10 protein-coding genes are annotated in these 11,187 nt (G+C 62.0%); 3 read left to right on the top strand and 7 right to left on the bottom strand.

Annotated features, from left to right (window positions below; genetic code table 11):
* Positions 1 to 45: 45 nt before the first annotated feature.
* Complete coding sequence (locus tag ASE71_RS30870) at positions 46 to 432, top strand: DUF930 domain-containing protein (protein WP_043613096.1); 387 nt, start codon at positions 46 to 48, stop codon at positions 430 to 432.
* A gap of 470 nt (positions 433 to 902) precedes the next feature.
* Positions 903 to 2,150 (top strand): glycosyltransferase family 2 protein, encoded by a 1,248-nt coding sequence (locus ASE71_RS30875; protein WP_060522363.1) that lies wholly within the window; start codon positions 903 to 905, stop codon positions 2,148 to 2,150.
* Between the two features lie 104 nt (positions 2,151 to 2,254).
* On the opposite strand, the gene ASE71_RS30880 is transcribed toward ASE71_RS30875, so the two are convergent.
* From ASE71_RS30880 to ASE71_RS30910, 7 genes are all read right to left on the bottom strand, one after another.
* Complete coding sequence (locus ASE71_RS30880; protein ID WP_034796981.1) at positions 2,255 to 2,476, bottom strand: hypothetical protein; 222 nt, start codon at positions 2,474 to 2,476, stop codon at positions 2,255 to 2,257.
* A 255-nt stretch (positions 2,477 to 2,731) separates the two neighbouring features.
* The gene (locus tag ASE71_RS37700) at positions 2,732 to 4,495 is read right to left on the bottom strand and encodes a flagellin (protein WP_063891337.1); all 1,764 of its coding nucleotides are present in this window, start codon (positions 4,493 to 4,495) and stop codon (positions 2,732 to 2,734) included.
* Positions 4,496 to 4,671: 176 nt separating this feature from the next.
* Positions 4,672 to 5,718, bottom strand: coding sequence for an acyltransferase family protein (locus ASE71_RS30890; RefSeq protein WP_034796993.1), 1,047 nt, complete (start codon positions 5,716 to 5,718; stop codon positions 4,672 to 4,674).
* Between the two features lie 196 nt (positions 5,719 to 5,914).
* On the bottom strand, positions 5,915 to 7,420 hold the full coding sequence (locus tag ASE71_RS30895) for a tripartite tricarboxylate transporter permease (protein ID WP_060522264.1): 1,506 nt from the start codon (positions 7,418 to 7,420) through the stop codon (positions 5,915 to 5,917).
* Position 7,421: 1 nt separating this feature from the next.
* Positions 7,422 to 7,943 carry a tripartite tricarboxylate transporter TctB family protein gene (locus ASE71_RS30900; RefSeq protein ID WP_082566601.1) on the bottom strand — a complete coding sequence of 174 codons (522 nt, stop codon included), beginning with the start codon at positions 7,941 to 7,943 and terminating at the stop codon, positions 7,422 to 7,424.
* A gap of 1 nt (position 7,944) precedes the next feature.
* On the bottom strand, positions 7,945 to 8,925 hold the full coding sequence (locus ASE71_RS30905) for a Bug family tripartite tricarboxylate transporter substrate binding protein (RefSeq protein ID WP_226020659.1): 981 nt from the start codon (positions 8,923 to 8,925) through the stop codon (positions 7,945 to 7,947).
* Positions 8,926 to 8,979: 54 nt separating this feature from the next.
* Positions 8,980 to 10,050, bottom strand: a complete 1,071-nt coding sequence (locus ASE71_RS30910; RefSeq protein WP_034796997.1) for a 4-oxalomesaconate tautomerase — start codon at positions 10,048 to 10,050, stop codon at positions 8,980 to 8,982.
* Positions 10,051 to 10,148: 98 nt separating this feature from the next.
* Between ASE71_RS30910 and ASE71_RS30915 the strand changes: the two genes are divergently transcribed.
* On the top strand, positions 10,149 to 11,048 hold the full coding sequence (locus ASE71_RS30915; protein WP_060522265.1) for a LysR family transcriptional regulator: 900 nt from the start codon (positions 10,149 to 10,151) through the stop codon (positions 11,046 to 11,048).
* Positions 11,049 to 11,187 lie beyond the last annotated feature (139 nt).

The raw sequence follows: 11,187 nt of genomic DNA on the forward strand, positions 1-11,187 counted from the left end.
TGATTTGCCGGGTTGGTCCTTTCCGTTCCCAGGAGTCCGTCAAGCATGAAGCTACTCGCGTACCCGCTCGTCTTCGCCGCCACATTCTCCCCGGCGCTGGCGATGGATCAGTCCCTGGTACGTCAGTTCGAGAAGCTCGACCCCCAGACCCGCCTGGAGCAGCGCTGCGACACCGAAGCGATGGAGCGCATCAACGCCGACAAGTCGAGCTTCAAACCGGACAAGGTGATTGCCTATACTTTCGCCGAACCGGTCGTGAAGGAAGACAAGATGAAGGCGCCGGGCGCCGTGTTCCGCAGCAAGGGCGAATGGTACAAGCTGAAGTTCAAGTGCCGCACCGACGCCGAGCACCTGGATGTCCTGTCCTTCGAATACAAGATCGGTGAGCTTGTGCCGCACGAGAGCTGGGACGAATTCTACCTTTATCCCTGACAGGCGTCGAAGGACGCGGTGGCCTTGAGGGCAGAGAGCCCTAGAGGATGGCCACGAGAAAGAGCAGGGAGCCGAACGAGAGCGCGGCCATGATGCTCATCAGCATTTTCATCATGTGCTCTGCCATATCGTACACCCTTACCTCGGCTCCATCGGAACGAACGCGACGGCGTATCCCGTCCGGCAGCTCCGGTCCGTCGCACAAGGGGCGGCGTGAGCCTGATCCGAGAGTGCTCCAGCATGGTTAACAAAGCGTTAACTGCGCTCGACCGGCGTCGTGAGGGGGCCGACATCGCCTATCCAAGACAAGGCTCACACAAGATCGAAGCGGAATAAGGAATGTGCAGGGGGCGTTCCCTGTATGCGCGGAACACCTGCGCCGTGCGGGCAGCGCCAAGGCTGGCGATGCGGGCAACGGCAACGTCCGAAGAGACTGGAAACCGCGCGAGAAAAGCACCATGGAGAGGCGCGTGAGCCAGGTTAAGCTGAGCATTTGCATTCCAACCTACAATCGCGCAGCCTTTCTCGAGAAGTCGCTCGCCTACTTCGTCGACCTTTACCAATTCTCCTATAAGTACGAGATCATCATCTCCGACAACGCGTCTACGGACGACACGCGCGACGTGGCCGAGCGTTTCATCGCCAAGGGCCTGCCGATCCGCTACCTCGGGCAGGCGGAGAACTACGGTTCCGGCGCCAACGTCGTCAGCGCCTTCAGCCGCGCGACCGGCGAATATGTGCTCTATCTCGCCGACGACGACATCCTGATCAACGAAGGCATGCGCGAGGCGATCCGCTACCTGGATCTCAATCCGGAAGTCACCGCTTGCTACGCGCCCTGGTACACGCATGACGAAGTCGAGGAGCGCGACGATCCGCCGTTCTACATCGTCGACAAGGATACGAAGTTCAAGAAGCGCGCTTCCGAGGAAGTGTTCGACTTCCTCTGCGAGCGACACGTGTTTCCGGAAATCGGCATCTACCGGGCGTCGGCGCTACGGTCGGCCTGGGTGCCCAGGAACTTCGCCTACTGGGCCTTCGCCTATCTCGCCCATTTTCTGGAGCAGGGCGCCGTCGCCTTCCTGAGAAAGCCGTTCTACCGACAGGTCACCCGTTCGAAGATTGCGCGCGACCGGCCGCAAGCCGGCCATGCCGACGTGCTCACCGCCTGGGACAGCTACCGCGGCGGCCTTGAATATTTTCTCTATTCCGGTGCCAAGCGCGGCGCCGTGCGGCTAACACCGGAGCGCCGTGCCTATCTCGATGCGCAGGTGAGGGATTTCACCATGCTGCGCATGACGGTCGCCCTGCGCATGTGGCTCGCGAAGAAGGACTACATCCGCGCCTATGAGCTTTATACCCGCCTGATGCTCGGTGGCTTCGAACACCATCCCGAACTGCAGCGATCAAAGGGCGTTCTGCCGCTCATGGTCGCCCTGCAGACGGTGATGTGGCACACGAACGCGGTCGCCGAGATCGATCGTCTGGTGCTGCACGGCGTCGAAGACCATGGTGCGATCGAAGAGCTGTTGCGTGACCTTGGCCTGCGCTCCCATATCGCCGTCGTTCCCGGTACAATGGAACTCACGCCGGACGAAATTGCCCGCACTGCCGTCTTCGTCACGGCCGACAGCGATCGCAAGCACTACCTTCGCAAGGGGCACCTGCCGAACCTAGTGGTCAGCGAAAGCGACATCCTCAACCACGTTCTGCTTTAAAATATAAAGGGCGCCGCTGGCGCCCTCGTTTGTTTCGCAGGTTATGCCGGGTAGCGCGACGGGCAAAAAGGCCGCTTGACCACGCACGCCCCACGGATACCGCATTACTTGCGCATGATGCCCTTGTAATAGGCGCCGTTGCGCGGCGGTGGGCGGTTCACGACCTTGGCCTCAGGGTTGTACTTCTCGCTCTTGTGGCCTTCGTTGATGGGCGTTGTCGATACGCCCTTGTAGTAGCTTCCGCCGGCAAATGCCGGAGCAACGCCGCCCACGGCGACCGTCGCAGTCACCAAAGCTGCCAGAGAGAGTGTCGCAAGTTTACGCATGTCTAATCCTCGTTGACCCGGCCGCGCCCCCGTTTTTTCCGGACGTCGCGGCCTAAATTGTGCGGCGACGAACTGCGCCGCTCAGGTCCTCCCGGGCGCCAGAATAGGCAGAAGCTGCGACACGCCTGTAACGCAGGTGACAGCCGAGGAGTCTCGGCTGGGTTAAGTTCCCGGGTCAGTCGAAGCCAGGTCGGCAGAGCCGACGATATTTTCCCCTCTTAATCGCGCCCTCCAAATCCACCTCTGCGGCTTGTCTCAGCGGAAGAGCTGCAGGATGTTCTGAGCGTCGGAGTTGGCGATCTGCAAAGCCTGGATGCCGAGCTGCTCCTGCGACTGCAAGGCCTTCAGCCGCGTCGATGTCTCGTTCATGTCGGCATCCACCAGGCGCCCGACCCCCTTGTCGATCGTCGCCATCAGCGTTTGAGCGAAGGTCGTTTGCATGTCGATGCGCGACAGCAGCGAACCGAGCGCCGCTGCACCGTCGATGGTCCGCTGCAGGACGACTTCGATGTAGTGGAGATAGGAATCGACCGATTGCGGGTTGGCCGCGATATCGACGTCAAGGAAGTTTCTGCGGGCGATCGGTTCGATGTTCACGTCAATGTTGGTGAAGCCGATAAAGGTTCCGGCACCGGATTTCCGATCGACGGCCGGATCGGACTTTATCAGGATGCCGCCTGAGCCGTTGTTCTGAATGATGGTGTTCGGCCGGGTGATGAGCGACTGAAGCACCGTCACCATCTCGTCGACCGTTTCGATCTTGCCGGTATCCTTGCCCAGCAGCGCGTTCACCTGATTGCGGTCGAAGGAATGGGTGCTGGGAGCTTCGCCGTTCACCGAAAAATTGAAGGATACGACGACGTCCTTGTAGACCTCGAATTGCTCGAACGTCAGCGTCATCTCCGATCCGCGCTCGCCGAAATCCGAGTTTTCAACGAGACCAGCTCCGCCGCCGCTCGACGTGCTGACGACCAGATTGGCGACCTCGACATAGGACCCGTCGAGGCCGGAATTCTGCTGTGTCATGAAGCCGATTTGATTGATAATGGGGGCGTAAGGCTCATAGGGGTGTCTATATGTCTTGACCGTGGCGCCGGCCCCCGCCTGCTTGACCGCGTGGTCGAGCACCGCTGCATATTGCGTGTAGTCCGATATCACGCCGTTGGCAGTGGCGCCGAGCACCGTGTCGACGGTGGTGCGATCGACGGTGACCGAGGTCGTCTTTCCGGCGTGTAGCGGCAGCGAGAGACCTTGAGAGCTGCTGTCCTTGTCGACGATGACGTCAAACGTGATCTTGTCGCCCGAGTTCGAAAAACTGAGCGGCCCCGTGAAATGGAACACGAATTCGCCAGCCTGGCCCGCCCGGTTGTTGTAGTTGCTGTTGGTCGTGTAGCCGTCGACATCGACCGAGGTCACGAAGCGGATCCCGCCGACGGTCCTCAGATCCCGCGTGTCGGCCTGCAGGATGCCGCCGCCGGTGCTGTTGAACAGCGAGGAGTCCCGCAGGAAAAAGTCGGCCGTGTTCAGCGACACGCCGTTTCGGGCGTCTCTCGAAAACGAGGAGGCGACGGACGTGCGATTCAGATCGCTGTCATAGATGTCGGAGACATTGGTTCTCAGCCAGTTCTGTCCGCTGAAGCTCGCCGAATCCACGATGCTCAGGATCTGCTGCTTGAGCTGGTCGAGCTCCTTCTGGAGCTTGCCCTTGTCGACGCCGGGCTCCCTCGCCGTCACCAGCCTGGCCTTGAACTCGCTGAGAATACCGGTAACGGCATCCATCGCCGCATAGGCCGTCTCGACCTTGGCCGCTCCCAGCCCGAGCGCGTCCTGGACCGCAGACACGGCCTTGGCGTCGGAGCGCATGGTTGTCGAGATCGACCAATAGGCGGCGTTGTCGGCCGCCGTCTGAATTCTCAGGCCCGAGTTCAGTTGCCCGCGGACCTGAGCCATGTCGGAGTTAATCGTACGCAGAGTCTGGAGCGCAGAAATCGCTCCAGCGTTCGTGAGAATGCTGACCATATTAGTGACATCTTAAAATTGAAAAATGCCCTTCATGGGCCGCTGTGATTGTGGCGATACAACCAAATACGTGGTTAACACCGACTTAAGAACTTCGCCTCGGGGCGCAAATATTGCGTCAGCCCTTCCGATGGTTGGCAATAATTGCGCCCTTGCTCCTCGCCCTGCAGGCGGGGTCAGGCACGCTCGGCCGCCAGCGGCACCGGTTGGGTTACGGGGAACAGGGCTTTCAGGGCGTCGAAGTGCTTTTCCACCAGATGCCAGGAAATCGTCGCGACGATGACCGTGATGGTGCTCATGATGAGGAACGTCATCGGCCCCGCCCTGTAGAGCGCCGGCCACTGTTCTGCGACCAGCCACCAGAGCGCCATGTGGTACACATAGGTCGCGTAACTGACGCGGCTGAGGAAGCGCGTGACGGGGTTTGCCAGGAGATAGGCCGACACGCCCTTGTATCCGATGTAGGAACTCAGAACGATCGAGGCCAGCGCGTAGATGCAAAGCAACTTATAGGTTTCCGAATGGCCGAACTTGAAACCGACGAAGAGAGGCGACGCGATGATCGCGACAGACGCGAGGTTGTTGAGCTTGCTCGTCAGAACCGCCCGCACATCGGCATTGTCCTTGACCAGCGCCAGGATCGCCCCTGCCGCCACCGGGTCAAAGGCAAGAACGATGTTTGACCAGGCGAGAAGACCGAGCTCGTCGCTATAGGTTCGGGCGATCACCGACATCGTGAAGATGAGCACATAAGCCACGAATATGTGCCGCCGGCTCAGGAAGATGATGATCAGCGGAGCGGTAAGGTAGAACTGCTCGACGATGTTGAGGCTCCAGAGATGCGCGGCAACCCAGGGCTCCCAGTCCTGGGTGATGGCGAAATACAGGCTCGACATCTGAAACGTGTGCCACGCCAGGCTGTTGCGTATGCCATCCATGTTGAACAGTGCCGCCACGAACAGCATCAGGAACAGCGCCGGAAGCAGGCGAAGCGAGCGGCGAATGTAGAAATTGGTGACGTTGATCGTTGCCTGGGTGTCTTTTGCCGACAGCAGGATCACCCCGATCAAGAAGCCGCTGATGATGAAGAAGAGTGAAACTCGAACAGATTCAAGTGTGGGATGCTCGTTCCAGTAATGAACGTACAATACCCCCGTCATGGCGATCACGCGAAGCCCGTCAATTTGCTCCCGCCTGTCGCCGCGCGCTCCCGTCGCAGCCATTCCTTTGTCCCCGCAGGATCTATTACTTAAATTATTTCTACTTAAGAATATCCTTGGAGATTACGCCGCTTCCGCGCACTTGTGAAGAGGAGCGATGTTCTTGACCGATCGGCGACGATACCTCGCCCGCCAGCCCAAAACAGAAAGGCCACGGGCGCCGCGTGCCCGTGGCCTTTCCAACGTTTAGAAGCAAACCTTAAGCTTCCTTGAAGACCTCGTCGCGGTTTCGCCGCATCGACGGCGAGATGGCGATCACAAGCGCCATGACGGCGATCGCCAGCAAAATTGCCGACAGCGGCGATTGCAGGAAGGTCAGCGGGCTGCCGCCGGAGATGATCAGCGACTGGCGCAACTTCTCCTCGAGCAAGCGGCCTAGCACGAAGCCGAGCGCCAGCGGCGCAGGCTCGAATTCGAGCTTGTAGAGGGCGTAGCCGATGATCCCGAACAGGGCGGCCATCATTACCTGGGCCGCATCGTTGGCGATCGAGTAGAGGCCGATGCAGCAGAAGCAGACGATGGCCGGAAACAAGAGGCGATAGGGCACGCGCAGCAGCTTCACCCACAGACCGATCAGCGGCAGGTTGATGATGACCAGCATGAGGTTGCCGATCCACATCGAGGCGATGAGCCCCCAGAACAGTTCCGGATTGCGCTCGATCACCTGTGGCCCGGGCACGATGCCCTGGATCATCATCGCGCCGACCATCAGCGCCATCACCGCATTCGGCGGCAGGCCGAGGGTGAGAAGCGGAATGAAGGAGGTCTGCGCACCGGCATTGTTGGCGCTTTCCGGGCCGGCGACGGCCGCCGGTGCGCCATGGCCGAAGTCCTGCGGCCGCTTCGAGATGCGCTTTTCGACCGCATAGCTGGCAAAGGGGCCAAGGATCGCGCCGTTGCCCGGCAGGACGCCGAGCACCGAGCCCAGGAAGGTGCCGCGGAGGATCGCCGGGAAGTTCTCCTTGAGTTCCTTCAGCGTCGGCCACAGGCGGCCGATGCGGCTGCGCACGACATCGCGGGCTTCCGGGTCGGCGAGGTTCTTGAAGATTTCGCCGAAGCCGAAGATGCCCATGGCCAGCACGACGAATTCGATGCCGTCCTGGAGCATTTCAAGGCCGAAGGTCATGCGCTCGCGACCCGTTTCCATATCGGCGCCGACACAGGAGAGCAGCACGCCGGCGAGGATCATCGACACCGCCTTCAGAAGCGAGCCGTGCGCCAGCACGACGGCAAAGACGAGGCCCATGATCATCAGCGAAAAATACTCGGTCGGGCCGAAGAGAAGGCCCATGCGTGTCATCGGAACGCCGAGAGCGGCAATCACGATGGTGGCAACCGTGCCGGCAAAGAAGGAACCGATCGCCGCAAGGCCGAGCGCGAGCCCCGCCTGGCCCTTCTGGGCCATCTTGTGGCCGTCGATGGCGGTGACGACCGCGGTCGCTTCCCCGGGAATGTTGACGAGGATGGCCGTGGTCGAGCCGCCGTACTGGGCGCCGTAATAGATGCCGGCGAGCATGATCAGCGAGCCGGTCGGATCGAGCGAGAGGGTGACCGGCAGCAGGATTGCGATGGTGGCGACCGGGCCGACGCCGGGCAACACGCCCACCAGCGTGCCGATGAGACAGCCGATGAAGCAGAGCGCGATGTTCTGCAGGGTGAACGCCACGGTCATGCCGAGGCCGAGATTGATAAAGACGTCCAGCATCTCAGTATCCTAGAAGCCAGGGCGCAACGGGAACCGAAAGCCCGAGCGCATAGCGAAAGAGGCCGATGCAGAAGGCTGTTAGCACGGCGGCAAAGACAAGAAGTTCGCCAAGGCGCGCATCGCGCGCGGCCAGGCCGGAAGCGACGACCGCCAGCGGACAGGCGATCGAGAGGCCGAGACCGGGAATGGTAACCGGACCGAGATGATAGCCACGCACCGTAACGGCAAAGAGAACGACGCCGAGGATGACGGGGATCGTCTCGCGGATCGCCCAGCGGCCGGTCGAAGGCCCCGGATCCTTTCGGCTCAGCACCAGTTGCAGGAGCCCGAGCCCCAGGATGACGAGGGAAAGCAGCCGCGGCATCAGCCCCGAGCCGACGCCTTCCGAGGTCATGAAGGGCAGATCGGAGCCGGCCCACAGGCCAAGCCCGCCGAGGCCGACCAGCACGATGCCGGCAAGCCTCTCCCGGCCGAGCCCTCCCGCGGAGGGCTCGGTTTCAGTGTTCGTGGACGTGGCTTCCATCTTACTCGACCTTGATGTCGGCCGCTTTCACCACGTCGCCCCAGCGCGCGCGCTCCTTGGCCATGAAATCGGCAAAGGCCTGGGGGCCCATGGAGGACGGCACGGCGCCGTCGTTCTTTAGCTTGTCGAGCACGTCGGCATCGCTGAGCGTCTCGGTCGTCGCCGCCTCGAGCTTCGACTTTACGTCCGCCGGCATGCCCTTCGGACCGACGAGGCCATACCAGGCCGAGGCCGTGTAGCCCGGAACGCCGGCTTCAATGGCGGTCGGCACATCCGGCAGGCTCGCAAAGCGCTTGTCGCCGGTGACGGCAAGCGCCTTCAGCGTGCCGCTCTCGATCAGCCCGATCGCCGAGGGAATGGTGGTGACCATGAAGTCAATGTGGCCGCCGACGAGGTCGTTCACCGCCGGGCCTGCGCCCTTGTAAGGCACGTGCCTGACCTTGATGCCGGCGGTCTGGCCGAGCAGCAGCGCGCCGAGATGGCTGGCCGAGGCGTTGCCGGCCGAACCATAGACCAGCTCGCCGGACTTGGCCGCCTCGACCAGTTCGCCGAGCGTGTTGACTTTGAGCGATGGTCCGACAACGACGACGAGGGACGCATCCGCGATCATCGCGATCGGATCGAGGTCCGTGCCCGGATCGGCCTTCAGCTTGAAGATATGCGGGTTGACGACCATCGGGCCCTGATTGCCGATCAGCAGGGTGTAGCCGTCGGGATCAGCTGCAGCGGCGACTTCGGTTCCAAGGTTGGCGGCGGCACCCGGGCGGTTTTCGACGATGACGCGACCGCCGAGCGCCTTTTCAAGCCGCGCGGCAAAGACGCGGGCGATGGCATCCGTACCGCCGCCAGCGGCATAGGAAACCACCAGCGTGATCGGCTTGGACGGATAGGCATCCTGCGCCATCACAGGGGCTGCGACCGACATGGTCATGGCGGCCCCGCACAGGGCCAGGGCGACGCGACGGGTAAATTTCATGGGCATTTTGTTCTCCTCCCAGTTCGTTAATGCATTCGCGACACGTTGCTCTGCAAGACCCTAAGCGTCTTTGCGAACAAGAGCCGCACCTTCAAACAGCCGACGCGTGGTGCGCATCACAGACACAGTCGGGCTATTGTCTCCTATGGCCTTCTCGACCCTTACCCGCAGTTCACCGGTCGGGTGCTCGAAGGCGAGCGTCGCCGGCAGCGAAAGCTCCGGAAAACGCCGACCCACGAGGCCGGTCGGGATCGTTGCCGCCAAACCGAGGCTCACGGCACCGGTCGTTGCAAGCGCGGTGTGGCAATTGGCGGGCGTGAAATAGCGCACGGCCAGATCGCCGCCGCTCGCGGGCGCCCCGATCAGCACCGGCTTCGGCAGAACCGACTGGCTGACATCCCCCATCCCCATCAGCCTTCCGGCCTCCCGCCGGATTTCCTCGAGCCGGGCCATGAAAGCCGCATCGGCGTCGAAAGCTGCAGCGGGCTCCGAGCCGCTGTAGCCCATATCCTCGGCGGTGATGATCACCACCGGCGTTGCGCCGTCCAGCAGCGTTACTTCAAGACCGAGAATGACATCGGTCGCCTTGCCGCTCGGCAGCAGTCGGCCGGTCTTGGCGCCGATCGCATCGCGAAAGGCCAGATAGACAGGGGCGGCCTTGCCCGGCACGCCGTCGATGGCGGCCTCTCCCTGATAGGCGATCGCGCCGCCGGGGGTCTGAATGCGGGCGTCGATGATCTTGCCGGTGTTGACGTTGTGAACCTTGATGACCGTTTCGTCGCCGGTCGGCAGAACTAGGCCGGCCTCGATGGCGAAGGGGCCGACGGCCGAGAGCATGTTGCCGCAGTTCGGCGCCGTATCGACGCTGCGCTCCAGCACCTTCACCTGGGCGAAGAGATAATCGACATCAGCTTCCGGACGGCTCGACGGACCGACGATCGCGACCTTGCTCGTCAGCGAGTTGCCGCCGCCGAGACCGTCGATCTGCAGCGGGTGGCCGGAGCCCATGATTTCGATCAGCAGGCGGTCGCGCTCGACGGGATCAGCCGGAAGATCGCGAGACAGAAAAAACGGTCCCTTCGACGTTCCGCCGCGCATCATCACGCAGGGTATCCTGATCAAGTCATCCATTCCGCATGCTCCTTCGAACCGGCCGCAACCGGCTGATCGGAGGGATCTCACGGATCAAATCTGTTGTGAAATGCAAAGAATGGCGTAATTATTCCGATATGCGCAATAATTTCGAATTCCTCGACCTCAAGGCTTTCCTCGCCGTACTCGACCTCGGCTCGTTCAACGAAGCTGCCCGCCAGCTCAATCTTTCACAACCTGCGCTTTCACGGCGGATCAAGGGCTTTGAAGCCTCCGTCGGCGCGCAGTTGATCGAACGCACGACCCGGCACGTGGCGCCGACGCAGGTCGGGCGGGAGCTTCTGCCACTGGTCAGGCGTCTGGTCGACGAATTCGAGGAATCGATCCTCTCGATCAGCGACCTCGGTGGGCGACACCGCGCCCAGGTCACCATCGCCTCGGTCCCGACCGCGGCCTTCTATTTTCTTCCCAGGGTTGTGCACTCCTTCAACGAGAAATTCCCGGGCATCCGCTTCCGAATCCTCGATCTCTCGGCCAATGAGGGGCTTGATGCGGTCGCCAACGGCGAGGTCGAATTCGGCATCAACATCACTGGGGCGGCGCGCCCTGATCTCAGCTTCACGCCGCTCGTCGACGACCCGTTCGTGCTCGCCTGCCGCCGCGATCATCCGCTGGCGACCTCGAAGCAACTGACCTGGGCGGATCTGACCGGCCACCCGCTGATCGGGGTCAGCAAGACCAGCGGCAACCGTGCCGTGCTCGACCGGGCGCTGACAACGGCCCAGGTGCAGCTCAACTGGTTCTACGAGGTCAACCACCTCTCGACCTCGCTCGGCCTCGTCGAGGCGGGCCTCGGCATCTCCGTGATGCCGCGGCTGGCCACACCCCAGGTCGAACACCCTGTTATCGCCACCGTGCCGCTGACCGCCCCCACCGTCAGCCGCACCATCGGCCTCGTCGAACGCCGCGGCGGCAGACTATCACCGGCCGCCATCCGCTTTCGCGAGATGCTGGTGCAGGAGTGGACGACATATTGAGGGAGCACAGCCGCATAGCGGTCGCAAGGAAACGACACGGCAGCGCTTGAAGGAACCAAGATCTTCGAGAAGAAAGATGGTGCCCGGAGGCGGATTTGAACCACCGACACGCGGATTTTCAATCCAGTGTCATTCCGCC

The organism is Ensifer sp. Root954 (assembly GCF_001429005.1).
In the GTDB taxonomy this organism is placed as follows: Bacteria; Pseudomonadota; Alphaproteobacteria; order Rhizobiales; family Rhizobiaceae; genus Ensifer; species Ensifer adhaerens.

Bases quoted from the DNA above. Each gene is read 5' to 3' on its own strand.
- ASE71_RS30870 (WP_043613096.1), top strand. From the start codon at position 46: ATGAAGCTACTCGCGTACCCGCTCGTCTTCGCCGCCACATTCTCCCCG.
- ASE71_RS30880 (WP_034796981.1), bottom strand. From the start codon at position 2,476: ATGCGTAAACTTGCGACACTCTCTCTGGCAGCTTTGGTGACTGCGACG.
- ASE71_RS37700 (WP_063891337.1), bottom strand. From the start codon at position 4,495: ATGGTCAGCATTCTCACGAACGCTGGAGCGATTTCTGCGCTCCAGACT.
- ASE71_RS30890 (WP_034796993.1), bottom strand. From the start codon at position 5,718: ATGGCTGCGACGGGAGCGCGCGGCGACAGGCGGGAGCAAATTGACGGG.
- ASE71_RS30895 (WP_060522264.1), bottom strand. From the start codon at position 7,420: ATGCTGGACGTCTTTATCAATCTCGGCCTCGGCATGACCGTGGCGTTC.
- ASE71_RS30900 (WP_082566601.1), bottom strand. From the start codon at position 7,943: ATGGAAGCCACGTCCACGAACACTGAAACCGAGCCCTCCGCGGGAGGG.
- ASE71_RS30905 (WP_226020659.1), bottom strand. From the start codon at position 8,925: ATGCCCATGAAATTTACCCGTCGCGTCGCCCTGGCCCTGTGCGGGGCC.
- ASE71_RS30910 (WP_034796997.1), bottom strand. From the start codon at position 10,050: ATGGATGACTTGATCAGGATACCCTGCGTGATGATGCGCGGCGGAACG.
- ASE71_RS30915 (WP_060522265.1), top strand. From the start codon at position 10,149: ATGCGCAATAATTTCGAATTCCTCGACCTCAAGGCTTTCCTCGCCGTA.